The following is an 18209-nucleotide window of genomic DNA, read 5'->3' as shown; positions in this document are numbered from 1 at the left end:
TCTAAATAAGATGCATTTTGTTACAATGGAAATAGAAGTAGAGTGAAAGGATGGAAGCGTCATTGCAGCTACAATATACTGTACTATACTGTTTAAAGCAATTAAAAGGTGAACGGACAGTTTCTTCCATTTATCACCTTTTAAAAGGAAAGCGTTCTTCGCAAACGTTTCAGGATGGGAATATGTTTCATCTTTCCTTTTTATTTGGTGTATATAAATCTATAAGACGTCATGATTATGATAAACAGATTGAAACATTATTAAACGCACAACTTATTACATGTGTTCATGAAAATACTTACATTTTATCTGAAGTAGGAGAAAAACAATTAAATGAATGGAGGGAAAAATTTTATTTCCCGAAACATTTACATGGTCTTCAATATGGTGAACTTGGAGAGAATTTTTGGAAAAGACTATCCTTAATTATACAAACTGTCTCAAATTTACAGCAGCAAAATGTGAAATTTATTCCGATTCAGCAAGATACAGAAATTACGAGATGGGTCAAACAATTTATTACGAGCTCTTCTTTTTCAAGAGAATATTTAGCGGAACAGTTATATAAAGAAATCCATTTCATATTAATGAATGTGACTCCTATAGAAGCAAATAGTTTTGTGTACCGTCTAACGGGATATCATCGTATTGGTTATACAACGGAGCAGCTTGGAGATATGATGAAACAAGATGAACATCGCGTATATCTTTTATTTTGGGGAACAATTCATTTCATCATTCAACATGTGCAACATCATAAGCAACAGTTTCCATTGCTAACACAAATTATTGCGTATCCAAATGAAAAAGCAGATCTATTAAGTATATCCACACAAAAAACGTATCAATTATGGAAACAAGGAAGAAGTATGGATGAAATTGCGCGGATTAGAAAATTGAAAGTTGCAACAATTGAAGATCATATTGTAGAAATTGCATTACGTGAGAAAGAATTTCAGGTGGAGCAATTTATAGAAAAAGAAAAAATGAAGCAAATACAGAATGTGATTGAGAAGTTACAAACACGGAAGCTGCGAATATTAAAACAAGCTGCTGGAGAGCATGTTTCCTATTTTGAAATTCGTCTTGTATTAGCGCGAGTAGGGGGATGACATGAGACTTGAAGATGTTTTATATCAGTGGTTTGGATACCGAACATTTCGATCTGGACAAAAGGAAGTCGTTGCAGATTTATTAAAGGGAAACTCTGTTGTCGCGATGCTGCCAACAGGGGGCGGAAAATCGCTTTGTTATCAGTTGCCAGGGCTTGTACAAGATGGAACGGTACTAATTGTGTCACCATTATTGTCTTTAATGGAAGATCAAGTTACACAATTAAAATATATAGTGAAAAATCAAGTTATTGCTCTGAATAGCTTTCGAACAATAATAGAAAAAAAAGAAGCGATGCGACGATTGCATTCTTATAAATTTGTATTTGTATCTCCTGAAATGTTGCAATCAGATGTACTGCTAAAAGAACTAAGAAAAATTCATATCTCTTTATTTGTTGTGGACGAAGCGCATTGTATTTCACAATGGGGATATGATTTTCGAACAGATTATAAAAAGCTAGATCAAGTTATTGCATCCATAGGTTCCCCCCCAGTTCTTGCTTTAACAGCCACAGCTACGAAAGAAGTATTACAAGATATTATTGAAAGCTTACATTTGAAAGATGTGAAGCAACATTTATATTCGATTGATCGCCCTAATATCGCTATGAAAATCGAGTTTGTCCAAACGATTCAAGAGAAAAAAGAGGCATTATTATCTTACGTGAAATATCTACAAGGACCTGGGATCATTTATTGTTCAAGTAGGGCTTGGACTGAGCGTCTTGCAGCGTATTTAAGGGATGAGGGCATTAATGATGTTGCATATTATCACGGTGGAATGGAACATGAAGAGCGGATGTTAATTCAGCAACAATTTATGAATGATCAACTGCAACTTGTTGTCTGTACAAGTGCATTTGGAATGGGTGTGAATAAGCAAAATACACGATATATTATTCATTTCCATTATCCAATTAATATAGAATCTTATTTACAAGAAATTGGACGAGCGGGTCGTGATGGAGAACCGAGCATTGCTATTTTATTATGTAGCCCGCTTGATCATGATTTGCCGCTCACCATTATTGAAGAAGAATTACCAAATGAACAACAAATTCGGTTTTTATTTTCCTTATTACGTGAAACAACGTTACAAAAAAAAGTGTTATCGTTAGAAGATGTAGAAGAAATTTGCTATAATGCAGCAGGATTGAATGAACAATACTGGAGATTTATTCGCTATCATTTTGAAAAGATGAAAATCATACAGCATAGGCAATTGATGATTGAATCCTTGTCTGATGAAGCTGAGCAGAAATTAATTACAGAAGTGAGAACGAGACTTTATAATAAATATGGTCAATTAGAAATGATGAAAGAATGGATAAGGCGAACAGATTGCAAAAGAGAGGAAATCCTTTCGAAATTTGGATATATAAAGGAAATACAGCCGGAAAATTGTTGTAATCATTGCGGAATTCATATGGAAGATTATAAAAAAAAGCAAGCGAGACAATCTGTTTTCGAATATAATTGGGAAGCGGAGTTACAATTGCTTTTCGGATTTAGAGGGAAGGAATGATGGATATACGCAAGAAAAGTATTGAAGACATGAGCCCAAAAGAAATCAGACTGAATTTATATATTACACAAGCAATTGTTATATGTGTGGGAATACTATTAGCGTATACATTTTTTCCGAGTATGGATACATTTTTGGATTTATGGTACTGGGACTTTTCATCTGTTTTTTTTATAGGTGGAGGAGTAGCTTGTATTATTGTTCTGTTGGATCATATTGCAATGTATCTTTTTCCTGAATCGTGGTTTGATGACGGTGGGATTAATGATCGTATGTTTCAAGGAATGTCTGTGTTGCAAATATTGGCTGTTACTCTTTTGATCGGAACAGCAGAAGAATTTCTATTTCGTGGTGTGATACAAACGTACTTTGGCCTAATTTTTGCAAGTGTAGTATTTGCTGTTTTACATATTCGCTACATTACTAAGCCATTTTTATTTTGTTTTGTGTTGTTAATTAGTATTGTATTTGGTTTTGTGTTTCAATATACAGGGAATTTAGTAATTACAATTTTTGCGCATTTTTTAGTCGATTTCATAATGGGATTACAATTAAGAAATCAAATGATAGATGGTGGTGACCGGGATGACGACAAGGCCGACAACAGAGTTTGAAGAGAGTTTGAATGAGTCAACGCAAACAGAAGAGGGTTTACCGCCACGTAGTGAAGTTCATAAAGACAAAAAAAATCAAAAATCAAAATTTAAAATAAAGCACTTTTTTGTTCGGATTTTAACAGTATTATTTATCCTTCTCCCTATTGGGGTTTTATGGTATACCGAGCGTTACGTTGTAGAGAAAAACAAAGAATCTGAGGCTAATTCTGAACAAAGTCCATTTGAAGTTATTTTTTTTGATTCAAAAAAGAAAACAAATCATGAATCAAAATCATCCTCATCAGAGGCATTTCAGTTTCATACAGTGAAAGAAGGAGAGACTTTGGAAGAGGTTGCAAAGAAATATTTTCCGAACGAAGATGGAATAGCAATTATAAAGAAATATAATGAGATAGCAGAAGGATTGAAACCAGGGCAGGTATTGAAAATTCCGAAGAAGACAGGGGCAGAAAAGAAGAAATAAAGAGAAATTTTCATCCTGTTATTTGCTGATGGTAAGCCCCTATCTAAAGTTTGTGAGAAATTTGAAGAAGATAGCCGGGGGATAACTGCTGGTGTGTATCAATCTTATTACAAATAAGTAATTTGATGAAGAAAACCTTCTACTGATCGTAGAAGGTTTTTCTTCAAGATGTGTTATGATGTGATTATATAAATTCATTTTAATCTTTCGACATATAATTTGCTTCTATGCAGAGTACAACATGACCTGTACTTGATTGTTTTCTTTGTTTGAAACCTCGAATGTGGCAGGAAAAGGCCCTGACAGCTTCTATGCACGGCCAGATGCTCTCGTCCTTCACTAAAAGAGAGGGGTTTTTATGTCGTTTTTTAACTTGTATATATAGATAGATTCTGTTAAGAAGAAAGATGGGGAAAGTGTATGACTTGGGTCGTGTTAGGTTGTTTCATTGTATGTATTGTAATGGTTTGTTTTATGATGATGTATAGAGAAGCGATACGTAATACATTGTTAGAGCACACCATATTATTTGCAGATTTTCCAATAAGTTTTGGAGAAGTTCGAATTTTCTTTATTTCAGATATTCACAAAAGAACGGTATCTCAATCTTTAATACAGAAAGTAAAAGGAAAAGTAGACCTTGTTATTATAGGTGGGGATTTAGCTGAACGAGGAGTACCTCTATCACGAGTAGCTGAAAATATTAAACGGTTAAATGAAATAGGACAAGTATATTTTGTTTGGGGCAATAACGATTATGAAATTAATTTTCACGAATTAGATGCGTTACTTCTTCAAAATGGCGTGAAAATTTTAGATAATACAGGGACGTTATTTGAATCGGATCTTGGAGAGAAAATATGGCTACTAGGTGTCGATGATGTAGGTTTGAGGCGTGATCGATTAGATTTAGCGTTAGCGGATTGCAAAGAAGAGGGCTTTCGCATCCTTGTGAGCCACAACCCTGATATTTTATATAAATTAAATGGAATGGAACGTATTTCCTGTATATTAAGTGGTCATACGCACGGCGGACAAATTCGGCTGTTTCATGCTACACGTTTTTTGAAAGGTGGAATTTATGAATATCCACATACGACTTTGTTTGTAAGTAATGGTTATGGAACAACATTTGTACCATTACGGTTTCGAGCTCCTGCACAAACGCATTTGATTACCTTACGAAGAAAAGATTGACGCTGCTTTTAAGGTGGGAAGAAATATGCCAAATTCAACTGGAAAATATAATATTAAAGCTATTTCCAATATGCTCGGTATACATCCAGGAACATTGCGAGCTTGGGAAAGACGATATCGAATCATTACACCGAAACGTAATGATGCTGGACATCGCTTATATACGGAAGAACATGTTCAAATTTTTAAATGGCTTATTAATAAACTGAATCAAGGATTTACCATTGGACAAGCAGTAAGTTTATTAGAAAATGATCAATTAAGAAATCACAATTTATCAGAAAAAGAATATAATAAAGTAGAACTTTTAGTAGACGATATCTTGTATTCTTTGTTAAAATTTGATGAAAAACAAGCTCTTGAATTATTGGATGAAGCGTTTAGTATTTTTTCTATAGATAAAGTGGTTACAGAGGTATTCACAAAATTATTGTTCAAGCTAAGAGAGAAGCGCTTGAATGAAAAAAACACAAGCGTAGAGGAACAATATGCAGTATCTCTTTTACGATCACGTGTGGGAGCGATTTACCATAGTATACCCACCAATGCAGGAACATCAAAGGTACTTTCTATATGTGTTCCAGGAGAAGTAGATGAACTCGAATTATTTATTTTTACAACATATTTACGCCGAAAAGGTTATCCAACAATCTATATTGGGACAGGCATAGAGGAAGCCGGTATTCATGAAGTAATTACACGAGTAAACCCTAAATTTTTGTTTATTTCTTGTACAATGCAAGAAAATATAATGGGAAGTGTTCAGCTTGCAAAGAGATTACGTGAGCAATATAAGAATCTTACTATCGGACTTGCCGGTGTTGCCTTTAGGTTTGCTTCTAATGAAGAAAAAGAAGAGATTCATAACTTGTTTGTTGGGGATACGAAAGAAGAGTGGAATGAATGGTTAAAAATGTTAGAATAGTTGTTCGGAAAGAACCATCTATTTTCTGTTTCATATAATAAAAATTAGATGCAACGGTTGCGTAAGGAGGTTACGGGATGAGGCTGGAACGTTTAAATTATAATAAAATAAAAATCTTTCTGACGTTCGATGATTTGTCAGAACGTGGGCTTACGAAGGAAGATTTATGGAAAAATGCTCCTAAAGTTCAACAGTTATTTCGAGATATGATGCAAGAAGCTAATAAAGAGCTCGGCTTTGAAGCTGATGGTCCAATTGCAGTAGAAGTGTTTTCATTGCAAGCGCAAGGGATGGTTGTTATTGTCACAAAAGAAAATCAAGAGTTAGATACGGAAGAAGAATTCCAAGATGAATACATTGAAATGCAAGTTACTCTTGATGAGAGTGAGCATATATTATACGAATTTAATTCGTTAGACGATATGATTGCATTAGCTGGTCGTTTATATAGTCTTGGAATAATAGGTGGAAAGCTTTATGGATGGCAAGATCGTTTTTATTTATGGATAGAAGAGGAAACGGCTACGTTATTAAAAGAAGATATGATTGCTATTTTGGCGGAGTTTGGTAACTCCTCCACAATTACAATTTATCGAATGATGGAATATGGAAAAGAACTGATGGCAAATGATGCAATTAAACAAATCTACAATTACTTTATCGCAAAAGAAAACCTCAGCTAAGTAATTTAGTTGAGGTTTTCTATATATAAAATATTTAAACATTATATTATATAAAAAATGTTAACTTTTTAATCGTTTTGCTTTTCTAAAAATAACAAAAATACTATAATGATATTGAAAACGTTTGCAAAGTAAAAAAAGGTTTGTATACTTTTGTTAGCGTTTTCTCTTGCATTCCTATTTTAAGAGTGTATACTAAGCAATGAAGGTTTACTAAACAAGTGAAATTACAGGGGGTTTACTTACTATGGTAGCCGAAAAGGGAGCTCAAACACAAACACAACAAAGAGAACAACATTTTGAACTGTTGAATTCGACGCAAATTGTTATTAAAGAAGCCTTAGAAAAATTGGGTTATCCAAACGAGGTATATGAATTACTTAAAGAACCAATTCGTATGATGACAGTGAAGATTCCAGTTCGTATGGATGATGGGACTGTTAAAATATTTACAGGATATCGTGCTCAGCATAATGATGCTGTTGGTCCGACAAAGGGTGGTATTCGCTTCCATCCGAATGTAACGGAAAATGAAGTAAAAGCACTTTCAATTTGGATGAGCTTAAAATGTGGTATCGTTGATTTACCATACGGTGGTGGTAAAGGTGGTATCGTTTGTGACCCACGTGAAATGTCTTTCCGTGAGTTAGAAAGATTAAGCCGTGGCTATGTAAGAGCAATTAGTCAAATTGTAGGGCCAACAAAAGATATTCCAGCTCCAGACGTATTTACAAATTCACAAATTATGGCATGGATGATGGATGAATATAGCCGTATTGACGAATTTAATTCACCTGGATTTATTACAGGGAAACCACTTGTATTAGGTGGATCTCATGGCCGTGAAACAGCGACTGCAAAAGGTGTAACAATTTGTATTCGTGAAGCAGCGAAAAAACGTAATATCGATATTAAAGGTGCACGTGTTGTTGTACAAGGATTCGGAAATGCAGGTAGCTTCTTAGCGAAGTTTATGCACGATGCGGGAGCGAAAGTAATTGCGATTTCGGATGCTTACGGTGCACTTCATGATCCAAATGGTTTAGATATTGATTATTTATTAGACCGTCGTGATAGCTTTGGTACAGTAACAAAATTATTCAATAATACAATTTCAAATAAAGAATTATTAGAATTAGATTGTGATATTTTAGTACCAGCTGCGATTGAAAATCAAATTACAGAAGAAAATGCAGCGAATATTAAAGCGAAAATTGTTGTAGAAGCAGCAAACGGTCCTACAACATTAGAAGCAACAAGAATTTTAACAGAGCGTGGCATTTTACTTGTTCCAGACGTATTAGCAAGTGCTGGTGGCGTAACAGTTTCTTACTTTGAGTGGGTACAGAACAACCAAGGTTACTATTGGACTGAAGAAGAAGTAGAGGCTCGTTTAGAAAAAGTAATGGTAAGCTCGTTTGATTCTATTTACGAAACATCGCAAGTTCGTAAAGTGGATATGCGTTTAGCAGCTTATATGGTTGGTGTTCGTAAAATGGCAGAAGCAAGTCGCTTCAGAGGCTGGGTATAAGCCAACTATTGATTATGAAAACCGCAATTTCCTTAAAGGAAGTTGCGGTTTTTTGTCGTATTTAGATTGTGAGATTAAGTGGGGTTTCCATTCGTATTTCTACTGATGGTAAGTTGGAGGAATATATATGTATATAAGTTAAAAAACTGCCATAAAAGCCCTTTCATGTTTATCCCGCATTAACGGGCAGTAATACTCCCGCCTCAAAATTCAGCGGAAGCAAAGAAGTTAGGCGGGAGATAAACTGCCCGTAAAAGCCCGATTGGTTCAACTAATAATCAGTGGGGGATGAAGAAAACCCCCACTGATTAAAGTTTCACTTTATAGGAGGACGAGAGTGTGAGCGGTCCACATGCTTGGTTTAAAACAAAGGGAGCAAGCTATTCTCTATAGCAGCGACTTATAAAGAAAAGCGGAGCCGACTGTTTAAGTCTGTTGGCTAAGGTTCTTTTATACTTTCTCGTGTGGAAGATTCTTAGACATGAGGGCTAGATAAAGGTGTCAAAGTATTAAAACAGATTTATATAGAAAAGTGCTGGGAGAAAGGGGAGAAACATGCAAATGGATCTAATGGAACAAGTGGTTGAATTAGAGAAGCGAATTATGAATTTAGAAAAGAAGCTAGAGAGAAAACAAATGGAAACAATATCGCCTATTCGGCTGTTTTGGGAGGCACTTGCTTCTCTGTTGTTCGGAGTAGTTATTATCGGTCCACTTATTACAGGTGTATACGCATTAGTTGTATTACTTATGAGTTACATGAATTAGTAAAAAATAGAAAAGAACACTTGTTCTGACAGAACATTTGTGCTATAATCTCCTTAGATAGAAAAACGGAAATAAAGTGAAAGTTCCATAGGGATCAGTTTATTCGGGATTCATTGGTGGAAAGCATTCGCTAATAATAAAGGGGAGATTGTAATGAAAACGACTGCAGAACAACGTTTTATGATGCCAGCACATGTAATGGAGCGAGTTGAAAATTTACGTAAAAAGAACGTGAAAGAGTATTCCTTCTTACAGACAGTGAATCGTTTTTTTGGTTTAGAAACGAAGCAAGATGAAGTTTGGTTTTATGGTTTCTATACGTTGGCAGTAAGTATGTTACTATTTATGGTATTTGTTTCGAATATGATGGATTTTTTGTTTTCTTGATAATGATTGTGATAGGGACACATCATCTGAATACATATAAGATTAGGTAGGTTATTCTATTAGAGCGGAGATGATGTGAATGGCGAAGTTTCCTATACAGCGAAATTACATTAAACATGGAAGCTCTCGGCCTGGTTTTCCACTTTCAAAAGTCCGTTTTATTGTCAGTCATGACACTGGGAATCCAGGTAGTAATGCGATTGGAAACCGTGACTATTTTAATGAAGTGCAACCGAAAGCTTCAGCTCATACATTTATTGATGATACAACCATACTTGAAATTATTCCAATCAATGAGGTAGCTTATCATGTTCGATACAACGTTCCAACAGATAATGATATATATGGTTACAATGCTAATAGCGCAGCGATTGGTGTTGAACTTTGCTACGGGGGAAATATAAATTTTTGGAATGCATATACACGTTTTACTTGGTATCATGCCTATTTGTGTCATAATTTTGGGTTAAATCCAAGGACAGATATTGTGTCACATAAAAAGCTTGATCCTGCTCGTAAGATTGATCCGGAACGTGTATTAACAAATCAAGGCATACCTTTTAAACAGTTTTTAGCGGACGTCTATCGCATGTACGTATCGTATAGATGACAAATATATGAAAAATGAATACAATATAGATAGGTGCCTACTGCTGAAAGTAGGTTTTTTCTTGTTTGCATTGTTTTTTGAATAGAGAGAGTAGAAGACTAGGAGTTGAACCTTACATGCAAAAGGAAACAGTAATTATCATCGGAGGCGGACCGTGCGGATTAGCGGCAGCGATTGCGATGCAAAATGTTGGGATTAATCCACTTGTGATTGAAAAAGGGAATATTGTTAATGCAATTTATAATTATCCAACACATCAAACGTTTTTTTCTTCTAGTGAAAAACTAGAAATTGGTGGAGTTGCTTTTATTACAGAAAACCGTAAGCCTGTTCGCAATCAAGCATTAGCGTATTACCGGGAAGTAGTAAAACGGAAACAAGTGCGTGTGAACGCGTTTGAACGCGTAGAAGAAGTGCGAAAAGAAGAAGATGCTTTCCTTGTTCAAACGTTAAAGAGTGACGGCAAGCAAGAGAAGTATAAGGCAAAATATGTTGTTATCGCAACTGGATATTATGATAACCCAAATTATATGAATGTTCCTGGAGAAGAGTTAGAAAAAGTAATGCATTATTTCAAAGAAGGGCATCCTTATTTTAATCGTGACGTTATCGTCATTGGAGGAAAGAATTCAAGCGTAGACGCGGCGTTAGAACTTGTAAAGTGCGGAGCACGTGTGACAGTTTTATATCGTGGTCACGTATATTCTCCAAGTATTAAACCGTGGATTTTACCAGAATTCGAAGCGTTAGTACGGCAAGGAACGATAAAAATGGAATTCGGTGCGCATGTAAAAGAAATTACAGAACATACAGTTACATATACAGTAGGAACCGAAGAATGTACGGTTTCAAATGATTTTGTCTTTGCTATGACAGGTTATCATCCGGACCATAGTTTCTTAACAAAAATGGGTGTGGAAATTGACTCTGAAACAGGAAGACCGCTGTATAACGAAGAAACGATGGAAACGAATGTGGAAGGAATTTATATTGCAGGTGTAATTGCCGCTGGTAATAACGCAAATGAAATTTTTATAGAAAATGGCCGGTTTCATGGGGTTGCAATTGCGCAACTCATTGCAAATCGAGAACAGAAAAGTTGATAATGGAACGGTAAGAAGTGAAAAACACCTTCGTCTAATTCTTTAACTTACGAATTAGACGAAGGTGTTTTTGTTACAATTAAATTTTAATGTTTAAACATGGCTTGAATTTCTGTTTGTTCTTTTGTTACTTCTTGTGCAACGAGTAGCTTAATACGAGCCTTTTGAGCATTTAGACCGTATGTGAAGATAACGCCCATATTTTTCAATTGTTTGCCGCCGCCCTCGTAAGAATATACATCTTGGACAATCCCGTTAAAACAGCGAGAAACAAGAACAACCGGAATATCTTTATCTATCAAACGTTGCAGAGCAGCAAGTGTACGTGGTGGTAAATTTCCTTGTCCAAGTGCTTCGATAATGATTCCGTCAACTGGCAATTGCTCGATTGCAGCCAATAATGTCTCATCCATACCAGCATATGCTTTTAAGATGACAACATTTTTTGTAATTTGTGTAACAGCATATTTTTCATAATGCACTAATGCGTGATGGAAGACAACACCGCGCTTTGTTACCATTCCAATTGGTCCATACTGTGGACTTTGGAATGTCGCTACATTACTTGTATGTGTTTTTGTCACATTCGTTGCACAGTGAATTTCATCATTTAATACGACAAGAACGCCTTTTCCTTTTGCCTCTTCACTACTCGCAACTTTTACTGCTGACAAAAAGTTATATAAACCATCTGCTCCTAGCTCATTACTTGAGCGCATTGCTCCTGTAACGACAATTGGAACATCGGCTTGTACAGTTAAATCTAGAAAATAAGCTGTTTCTTCTAGTGTGTCTGTTCCATGTGTAATAACAACACCTTGTATGTTATCGTTTTTAACCTTCTCGTCAATCATGACTTGCAATTGCAGCATTTCATTTGGTGTCATGTGAGGAGATGGAAGATGAAAGACATCTTCAACAATTAAATCGATATCTTCTTCTAAATTTGGAATGAATTTTAAAAGTGGATTTTGTGCGCCTGGTTGAACAACTCCAGTTTCTTTATCTTCCTCCATCGCAATTGTCCCACCTGTGTGTAAAACAAGAATTTTTTTCAATGCCTTTACCCCTCTCCAATCAATGCAAATACATAAAAACCATAACACGATTTGATCGGATTCGACAATGGGAAAAGTATAAAATTTCTAAGTGATAATCACAATGAAAATAAAGTGAAACTTTAATCAGTGGGGCTTCATCCTGCCCGCAAGGGTTATCCGCAATAAAACTTTAAGGCGAGAGTTTTACAGCTTGTTAGAACGGAATCATAAGAGAAAGGTGATGTCGTTTTTTGAAAACAATGGAGAAAATTTTAATTTGGCTACTTATTGGACAATGTGTTTGTTTATGTATTGTTCAATTGTTGTTAACACAAGAACATATAGCGAAAAATATATCAAAAGTTGTCTATTATGAAGGAGTTACAAAAGGGGTTATAACAAATATTTTAGAGGTAAATCAGTAGTTTTTATCATTTGCTTCTAAGAAAGAGTGTGCTACAATGGTTTAGGACTTGAAACGGGGTAAAGTGAAACGGTTATTTGAAGAAAAAGATGATCGTTAATGGAACCAATCGGATTTTTACTTCCTGTTAATGTGAAATGAAACAATGATGAGAGAAGCAGGGAATACCTGCTTTTCCTTCTGTTCTTATAAGTGAAAAATGGGGTGTTACAATGGAGAAACGAATTTCAATTGCAATTGATGGCCCGGCAGCTGCAGGGAAAAGTACGGTTGCTAAAATTATTGCTAAAAAATTGTCTTATGTTTATATTGATACGGGTGCGATGTATCGTACTGTAACATATGCGGCATTAGAGCAAGGTATTGATATTGAAAGTGAAGAAAAATTAATGGGAATCGTTAAGGGTATAGACATTTCGTTTCAGCATGGAGACAATGCACAACTTGTCTTTTTGAACGGAAAAGATGTATCAGAAGTGATTCGCACACCAGAAGTAACAAATCGCGTATCGATTGTGGCAAGACATCGCCTCGTGCGAGAAGAAATGGTCCGTCGTCAGCAGGCTTTATCGGAAAAAGGCGGCGTTGTTATGGATGGTCGTGATATTGGGACGCATGTATTACCGAATGCGGAAGTGAAGATCTTTATGTTAGCTTCTGTTGAAGAGCGAGCAGAAAGAAGACATTTAGAAAACGCACAAAAAGGATTCCCTTCTAATTTAGAGCAACTAAAAGAAGAAATTGCGCTTCGTGATAAATTAGATTCTGAACGTGAAGTGTCTCCATTAAAGAAAGCTGAGGATGCAATTGAGTTAGATACAACGTCTTTAGCTATTGAAGAAGTAGTCCAAAAGATTATGGATATTGTATCAGCAACGTTCGTAAAATAAAGGAAGGGGTTAAACTCTCTTCCTTTATTTTTGTTTCTGTCTAGTAATAAGGAGACAATTTCCTTGACAAATTCATCGATTTGTTAGAAGTTAGTAAAAGAGGGTATTTTCTAAATATTTTACATACATGCAAATGGAAGCCATTGTTTCCATTTCGTATATACATAAAGATGCTTTGCCATTTCAGTAGGGAGGTATTTCCATGGTAGAAAAAATGAATGAAGAAGTTGTAAACACAAAGGCATTACAAGTAGGTGATATTGTTACAGGTACAGTAACAAAGGTTGAAGATAAGCAAGTATTTGTAAATGTTGGGTACAAAACTGATGGTGTTATTCCAATTAGTGAATTGGCGAATGTTCATATTGAAAAAGCAAGCGATGTTGTAGAAGTAGAACAAACTCTTGAATTGAAAGTAATTAAATTAGAAGATGATGATTTAGTGTTGTCTAAACGTGCAGTAGATGCAGAAAAAGCATGGGAAGTATTGCAAGGACAATTTACATCGGGTGAAGTCTTTGATGTAACAATTAAAGATATCGTTAACGGAGGCCTAGTTGTTGACCTTGGTGTTCGTGGCTTTATTCCAGCTTCACTTGTAGAGATGCATTATGTAGAAGATTTTACTGATTATAAAGGAAAAACATTGGCAGTAAAAATTGTAGAATTAGATCGCGAGAAAAATCGTGTGATTCTTTCTCATAAGGCAGTTGTAGAGAAAGAGCTAGACATGAAGAAAAAAGAAGCGGTTTCTTCGTTACAAGCAGGCGATGTTGTAGAGGGAAAGGTTCAACGTTTAACTGACTTCGGGGCATTTGTAAATGTTGGCGGTGTAGACGGCTTAGTTCATATTTCTCAAATTTCTCATGATCGTGTAGAACAACCATCTGATGTATTAACAGAGGGGCAAACTGTAAAAGTAAAAGTGCTATCTGTTGATGCTGATACGCAGCGTATTTCTTTATCTATGAAAGCGGTACAACCAGGTCCATGGTCGAATGTTTCAAACCAAGTAAAAGTAGGTGATCTACTAGATGGGAAAGTAAAACGTCTTGTTACTTTCGGAGCATTCGTTGAGATTTTTCCTGGCGTAGAAGGACTTGTTCACGTTTCACAAATCGCAAACCGTCATGTGAAAAATCCGAATGAGGTATTAAGCATTGGACAAGATGTGAAAGTGAAAGTATTAGAAATTCATTCAGAAGAAAAACGTATTTCTTTAAGTATAAAAGAAGCGCTTGAGGAAAATAATGTAACAGAAGATTATAGTAAATATGAACCAACTTCTGATTCTGCAACATTCCAATTAGGTGATATTATTGGAGAGAAGCTAAAAAATTTAAAGAAATAATGAGGGGTTTGTGTGGTAAGAGCAAAGCGTAAATTAGAACATATTGAGTATGCTCTTTCTACTGGACAGTCTCGTACGCATGGCTTTTGTGACGTTGCTTTTGTTCATCAAAGCTTACCGAATATAAGTTATGAAAGTATATCATTTCAAACAGAAATCGGCGAACTTGCTTTAAGTTCGCCGATTTTTATCAATGCGATGACTGGTGGTGGCGGAGAGCACACATTACATATTAATGAACAACTAGCAAAAGCTGCACAGCAGTATCAGCTTGCAATGGCTGTCGGTTCACAAATGGCGGCGTTAAAAGATGCTAATGAAGCAGCGTCTTTTAAAATCGTGAGAAAAGTGAATCCGAATGGAATTGTTATTGCAAACTTAGGCAATGAAGCAACAGTAGAACAAGCGAAACGAGCTGTTGATATGATTGAAGCAAGTGCATTACAAATTCATTTGAATGTCATTCAAGAATTGACAATGCCAGAAGGCGATCGTGATTTTACGGGTTCATTAAAAAGAATCGAACAAATTGTCAAACATTCTTCTGTTCCTGTTATAGTAAAAGAAGTTGGTTTTGGTATGAGTAAAGAGGCCGCGGAAGAGTTAGCCAGTGTTGGAGTTTCTATTATAGATATTGGTGGATATGGCGGTACAAACTTTGCAGCGGTTGAAAATGAAAGAAGACAGCGAGTACTTTCCTTTTTCAATGAATGGGGCATTTCGACTGCTTCCTCTTTAATTGAAGTATCCTCTACAAAAAAACCTCTGTCTATTATTGCATCAGGTGGTATTCAAACAGCACTTGATGTTGCGAAAGCATTAGCATTAGGAGCGTCAGCAACTGCATTTGCTGGTCATTTTTTACGAATTTTGATGCAAGAAGGTATAGAGAAACTAATTGAAGAAATTGAATTACTACATACAGATTTGCAGTTTATCATGACAGCGCTTGGAGTACGAACAATCGCTGAACTTAGGCAAGTACCAGTTGTTGTTAAAGGTGATACATACCATTGGCTTAACGAGCGCGGGATTGATACAACAACATATAGTAGGCGTTAAATAAAATGCATCTTAGGAGACCTTTTGATAAAGTGAAACTTTAATCAGTGGGGGGTTTTCTTCATCCCCCACTGATTATCAGCCCTCACCAATCGGGTTTTACGGGTAGTTTATCTCCCACCTAACTTCTTAAGAAAAGCGGAAGCGGCTCGTTCAGAATCGCAGGACGCCCACGCCCCTGACAGAGAGGCGCTTTTTGCCTCGTCCGAGGGGGCGAAACGGCCGGAGATTCTAGCCGCTAGAGCTGGACAATGCTTTCGCTGAATTTTGAGGTGGGAGTATTACTGCCCACGAATAGCGGGATAAAGTTCATGCAAAGTCCTAAACGATGCATTTTTTATTCAAAGATCCATGTATTTAATCGCGTTGAAGCAATAAAGAAAGCCGTTGAAAAAGGGTTTATACAGTATGTATTTATATGTGTGAATATAACGAACACTAATCCCTTCTTTTTGGGCGGACGAGAGTATCTAGCCATGCATAGCAGCAATTTACATATTGAAAAATCAAAATGAATTTATATATAAACAAAGGAACAGCCAACAATATGTTGGCTGTTCCTTTGTTTTAATGTTGATTTTGTTTTCGTGCTTGCTCCGGTGTGTCGAGTCCTGTAGCACCTGGATATTGTAATGATTGGCTGCGGTCAGATTCTACGCGTCGTGATTGTTTCAATTTCTTTTCTTGACGATCTTTACCCATGGTGTTCCCACCTCCTTAGTACAAAGTGTTGCTGTTATTTTTTAAAATATGCAGCGATAGACGATGATTATTTTTCATAAACAATTCCCATAATGGAAATAATAGGAGGTGTTCAATTGGAAGGTGGATATTTTTATTTTTTAGCGTGGATGGGTTGGATTGTTACGACGTTTTTTTTGAAAAAAGATACGGTTAGACTTAAGGTTAGTGCGGTCATTTTATTATTTATTATTTGTTCGCAAACAGTGATTTCATTTGCTTTTATTACAATATCGGTAAATGCTCTATTGTTAGCGGGAATTTCATTTATTGGAATTGCGGTATATTCATTATGGAAAAAGGTCTACACTTTATTATGTGCACTTATAATCGCGATGCTATATGCAAGTTTTTCTTTAATCGAACTCTATGACCCGATTTGGATTGTTGTAGATCGTACATGGATGTTAAGTAGTATTCTCGTTTATACATCTGTTTTATTGCATAGGGACCGTCTATTACGTATATGGGGATTATATGCAGGGGCGTTGCAAGGTGAGTTGTTTATAGCATTTATTTTAAAGACATTCAATTTTCCGTATCAATTAGGGAGTTTACAATTTTTTAATATGATTGCTGTGTCCACGATGTTCTGTAGTCTTTTATACGGAATTGGAAAAATAATGACATATACAGAACAATTTAAGCAAAAGCAAGTAAAGGAGGGACAAGGTTAATTTATGAACTCGTATACATCAGCTATGTTGCTTGGAGTAACCGTTGGAACTGTCACGCGAATTTTAATGCTTCAAACGGATACAAGGCAGTATCCAACTCGTTTACATGGCAAGATTATTCATATTGCCATGGGAATTATTGCGGCTGCTCTTGGGGCGGTTGCCATTCCAGCTATATTGAAAAAGGATTTCTCTGCGATTACATTTTTGACATTGGCAGCATCGCAGTTTCGTGATGTGCGGAATATGGAGCGGAATACATTGCAGCAATTAGACGGATACGAACTTGTACCTAGGGGCAATACATATATTGAGGGAATTGCCATTGTGTTTGAGAGCCGTAATTATTTAGCGATGTTAACTTCTTTTATAGCTACTTTTGCTTATTTAGGATTTAAATCGTGGTATGCCGGTATTTTAGCTGGAATCATAGCTTTCTTTTTCGCGAAAAAGTTGATGTCTGGTAAACGGTTGCGCGACCTTGTTGAAGTTGAGCATGCTCCATTGCATTTTGAAGGAGCAGGTCTTTATGTTGATAATATTTATATTATGAATATCGGTTTACCAGCAAGGCAAAAGGAAATTATGAAATATGGTATGGGTTTTATTTTAAAACCAAAATCTATTGACGCTCGGGTAACATTAGCAAACCTTGGGCAAAGACAAGCGATTTTGCATGATATATCTGTTGCGCTTGGTGTATATCGAGATTCTGGAACACCTGCACTTGTACCGCTTGCAAAACGTGATTTGAATGATGGAAGAATAGGCATATTTGTTTTGCCGCAAGATCAAGATGTAAATAAAGCGATTCAGGTCATTGGAAATGTTCCAACGCTAGAAAGTGCTATTCATATGTCTTCTGAGGCCCCAAACGGAAGGGGAGAAAAAGGATGATATTAGAAAAATGTATTCTTGCTGTTATTACAACAATTCCGGAAAAGTTCGCTGGCGGGGCACCGTTATTTGTATGTGAGACAGTAGAGGAAGCGGAGTTTGTTGCTAGTAATTTAGAAGCGATTTTAGATGGAATTGCCCACCGCTTGCAAGAGAATTTATATATTATTGTGAAACATTCTTGAAATGTGTTATAATATGAG

At 36.0% G+C, this 18209-nt stretch carries 21 protein-coding genes; 19 read left to right on the top strand and 2 right to left on the bottom strand.

Translation table 11 applies throughout. From position 1 onward, the window contains the following. Positions 1–62: 62 nt before the first annotated feature. The 12 genes from BR72_RS17890 (at position 63) to BR72_RS17835 (ending at position 10924) form a co-directional block, all read left to right on the top strand. A complete protein-coding gene (locus tag BR72_RS17890; RefSeq protein WP_035435637.1) occupies positions 63–1112 on the top strand; it encodes a YpbB family protein in 1050 nt (349 codons plus the stop codon). Position 1113: 1 nt separating this feature from the next. After that, positions 1114–2640 (top strand): RecQ family ATP-dependent DNA helicase, encoded by a 1527-nt coding sequence (locus BR72_RS17885; protein WP_035435128.1) that lies wholly within the window; start codon positions 1114–1116, stop codon positions 2638–2640. Then, complete coding sequence (locus tag BR72_RS17880; protein WP_035435125.1) at positions 2640–3254, top strand: CPBP family intramembrane glutamic endopeptidase; 615 nt, start codon at positions 2640–2642, stop codon at positions 3252–3254. Before BR72_RS17885 ends, BR72_RS17880 begins: the two co-directional genes overlap by 1 nt. Next, a complete protein-coding gene (locus tag BR72_RS17875) occupies positions 3226–3720 on the top strand; it encodes a LysM peptidoglycan-binding domain-containing protein (RefSeq protein ID WP_035435124.1) in 495 nt (164 codons plus the stop codon). The genes BR72_RS17880 and BR72_RS17875 overlap by 29 nt, the downstream gene beginning before the upstream one ends. Positions 3721–4140: 420 nt before the next feature. After that, positions 4141–4917 carry a metallophosphoesterase gene (locus BR72_RS17870; RefSeq protein WP_035435121.1) on the top strand — a complete coding sequence of 259 codons (777 nt, stop codon included), beginning with the start codon at positions 4141–4143 and terminating at the stop codon, positions 4915–4917. Between the two features lie 25 nt (positions 4918–4942). Continuing rightward, entirely contained in the window at positions 4943–5842 is a 900-nt protein-coding gene (locus BR72_RS17865; RefSeq protein ID WP_035435120.1) for a MerR family transcriptional regulator, read from the top strand. 77 nt (positions 5843–5919) lie between these two features. Continuing rightward, a complete protein-coding gene (locus BR72_RS17860) occupies positions 5920–6525 on the top strand; it encodes a genetic competence negative regulator (RefSeq protein ID WP_035435118.1) in 606 nt (201 codons plus the stop codon). Positions 6526–6772: 247 nt separating this feature from the next. Next, positions 6773–8056: an NAD-specific glutamate dehydrogenase gene (gene gudB, locus BR72_RS17855; protein WP_035435117.1), complete on the top strand. Its 1284-nt coding sequence runs from the start codon at positions 6773–6775 to the stop codon at positions 8054–8056. A 555-nt stretch (positions 8057–8611) separates the two neighbouring features. Next, positions 8612–8824: a hypothetical protein gene (locus tag BR72_RS17850; RefSeq protein ID WP_035435115.1), complete on the top strand. Its 213-nt coding sequence runs from the start codon at positions 8612–8614 to the stop codon at positions 8822–8824. A gap of 153 nt (positions 8825–8977) precedes the next feature. Continuing rightward, on the top strand, positions 8978–9211 hold the full coding sequence (locus BR72_RS17845) for a DUF3961 domain-containing protein (RefSeq protein ID WP_035435113.1): 234 nt from the start codon (positions 8978–8980) through the stop codon (positions 9209–9211). A gap of 79 nt (positions 9212–9290) precedes the next feature. After that, positions 9291–9821 (top strand): peptidoglycan recognition protein family protein, encoded by a 531-nt coding sequence (locus tag BR72_RS17840; protein WP_035435111.1) that lies wholly within the window; start codon positions 9291–9293, stop codon positions 9819–9821. A 116-nt stretch (positions 9822–9937) separates the two neighbouring features. Next, a complete protein-coding gene (locus BR72_RS17835) occupies positions 9938–10924 on the top strand; it encodes a YpdA family putative bacillithiol disulfide reductase (RefSeq protein ID WP_035435109.1) in 987 nt (328 codons plus the stop codon). A gap of 86 nt (positions 10925–11010) precedes the next feature. Here the strand turns inward: BR72_RS17835 and BR72_RS17830 are convergent, their stop codons facing one another. Next, positions 11011–11982 carry an asparaginase gene (locus BR72_RS17830; protein ID WP_081904926.1) on the bottom strand — a complete coding sequence of 324 codons (972 nt, stop codon included), beginning with the start codon at positions 11980–11982 and terminating at the stop codon, positions 11011–11013. 233 nt (positions 11983–12215) lie between these two features. Between BR72_RS17830 and BR72_RS26790 the strand changes: the two genes are divergently transcribed. From BR72_RS26790 to fni, 4 genes are all read left to right on the top strand, one after another. Beyond that, positions 12216–12389 carry a DUF5359 family protein gene (locus BR72_RS26790; RefSeq protein WP_090995221.1) on the top strand — a complete coding sequence of 58 codons (174 nt, stop codon included), beginning with the start codon at positions 12216–12218 and terminating at the stop codon, positions 12387–12389. A gap of 211 nt (positions 12390–12600) precedes the next feature. After that, the gene (cmk, locus tag BR72_RS17825) at positions 12601–13278 is read left to right on the top strand and encodes a (d)CMP kinase (protein WP_035435107.1); all 678 of its coding nucleotides are present in this window, start codon (positions 12601–12603) and stop codon (positions 13276–13278) included. A gap of 202 nt (positions 13279–13480) precedes the next feature. Next, complete coding sequence (gene rpsA / locus BR72_RS17820) at positions 13481–14629, top strand: 30S ribosomal protein S1 (RefSeq protein WP_035435105.1); 1149 nt, start codon at positions 13481–13483, stop codon at positions 14627–14629. 12 nt (positions 14630–14641) lie between these two features. Next, on the top strand, positions 14642–15691 hold the full coding sequence (gene fni, locus BR72_RS17815; protein ID WP_035435103.1) for a type 2 isopentenyl-diphosphate Delta-isomerase: 1050 nt from the start codon (positions 14642–14644) through the stop codon (positions 15689–15691). 567 nt (positions 15692–16258) lie between these two features. Here fni and BR72_RS25840 read toward each other — a convergent pair. Beyond that, positions 16259–16393: a YpzI family protein gene (locus BR72_RS25840; RefSeq protein WP_020059616.1), complete on the bottom strand. Its 135-nt coding sequence runs from the start codon at positions 16391–16393 to the stop codon at positions 16259–16261. A 116-nt stretch (positions 16394–16509) separates the two neighbouring features. Between BR72_RS25840 and BR72_RS17805 the strand changes: the two genes are divergently transcribed. Genes BR72_RS17805 through BR72_RS17795 form a run of 3 tightly spaced genes read left to right on the top strand, consistent with a single transcriptional unit; the run spans position 16510 to position 18191 of the window. Beyond that, on the top strand, positions 16510–17109 hold the full coding sequence (locus tag BR72_RS17805) for a YphA family membrane protein (protein ID WP_035435099.1): 600 nt from the start codon (positions 16510–16512) through the stop codon (positions 17107–17109). Positions 17110–17112: 3 nt separating this feature from the next. Continuing rightward, entirely contained in the window at positions 17113–18006 is an 894-nt protein-coding gene (locus BR72_RS17800) for a YIEGIA family protein (protein ID WP_035435096.1), read from the top strand. Then, complete coding sequence (locus tag BR72_RS17795; RefSeq protein ID WP_035435095.1) at positions 18003–18191, top strand: capping complex subunit for YIEGIA; 189 nt, start codon at positions 18003–18005, stop codon at positions 18189–18191. Before BR72_RS17800 ends, BR72_RS17795 begins: the two co-directional genes overlap by 4 nt. Positions 18192–18209 lie beyond the last annotated feature (18 nt).

This window comes from Bacillus sp. UNC322MFChir4.1, assembly GCF_000746135.1.
Taxonomy (GTDB): domain Bacteria; phylum Bacillota; class Bacilli; order Bacillales; family Bacillaceae_G; genus Bacillus_A.
This window is presented reverse-complemented; position numbering and strand designations above follow the sequence as displayed.

What these genes read in the sequence shown, in the direction of transcription:
- BR72_RS17885 (WP_035435128.1), top strand. Translation starts at nt 1,114, where the DNA reads ATGAGACTTGAAGATGTTTTATATCAGTGGTTTGGATACCGAACATTT.
- BR72_RS17880 (WP_035435125.1), top strand. Translation starts at nt 2,640, where the DNA reads ATGGATATACGCAAGAAAAGTATTGAAGACATGAGCCCAAAAGAAATC.
- BR72_RS17875 (WP_035435124.1), top strand. Translation starts at nt 3,226, where the DNA reads ATGACGACAAGGCCGACAACAGAGTTTGAAGAGAGTTTGAATGAGTCA.
- BR72_RS17870 (WP_035435121.1), top strand. Translation starts at nt 4,141, where the DNA reads ATGACTTGGGTCGTGTTAGGTTGTTTCATTGTATGTATTGTAATGGTT.
- BR72_RS17865 (WP_035435120.1), top strand. Translation starts at nt 4,943, where the DNA reads ATGCCAAATTCAACTGGAAAATATAATATTAAAGCTATTTCCAATATG.
- BR72_RS17860 (WP_035435118.1), top strand. Translation starts at nt 5,920, where the DNA reads ATGAGGCTGGAACGTTTAAATTATAATAAAATAAAAATCTTTCTGACG.
- gudB (WP_035435117.1), top strand. Translation starts at nt 6,773, where the DNA reads ATGGTAGCCGAAAAGGGAGCTCAAACACAAACACAACAAAGAGAACAA.
- BR72_RS17850 (WP_035435115.1), top strand. Translation starts at nt 8,612, where the DNA reads ATGCAAATGGATCTAATGGAACAAGTGGTTGAATTAGAGAAGCGAATT.
- BR72_RS17845 (WP_035435113.1), top strand. Translation starts at nt 8,978, where the DNA reads ATGAAAACGACTGCAGAACAACGTTTTATGATGCCAGCACATGTAATG.
- BR72_RS17840 (WP_035435111.1), top strand. Translation starts at nt 9,291, where the DNA reads ATGGCGAAGTTTCCTATACAGCGAAATTACATTAAACATGGAAGCTCT.
- BR72_RS17835 (WP_035435109.1), top strand. Translation starts at nt 9,938, where the DNA reads ATGCAAAAGGAAACAGTAATTATCATCGGAGGCGGACCGTGCGGATTA.
- cmk (WP_035435107.1), top strand. Translation starts at nt 12,601, where the DNA reads ATGGAGAAACGAATTTCAATTGCAATTGATGGCCCGGCAGCTGCAGGG.
- rpsA (WP_035435105.1), top strand. Translation starts at nt 13,481, where the DNA reads ATGGTAGAAAAAATGAATGAAGAAGTTGTAAACACAAAGGCATTACAA.
- BR72_RS25840 (WP_020059616.1), bottom strand. Translation starts at nt 16,393, where the DNA reads ATGGGTAAAGATCGTCAAGAAAAGAAATTGAAACAATCACGACGCGTA.
- BR72_RS17800 (WP_035435096.1), top strand. Translation starts at nt 17,113, where the DNA reads ATGAACTCGTATACATCAGCTATGTTGCTTGGAGTAACCGTTGGAACT.
- BR72_RS17795 (WP_035435095.1), top strand. Translation starts at nt 18,003, where the DNA reads ATGATATTAGAAAAATGTATTCTTGCTGTTATTACAACAATTCCGGAA.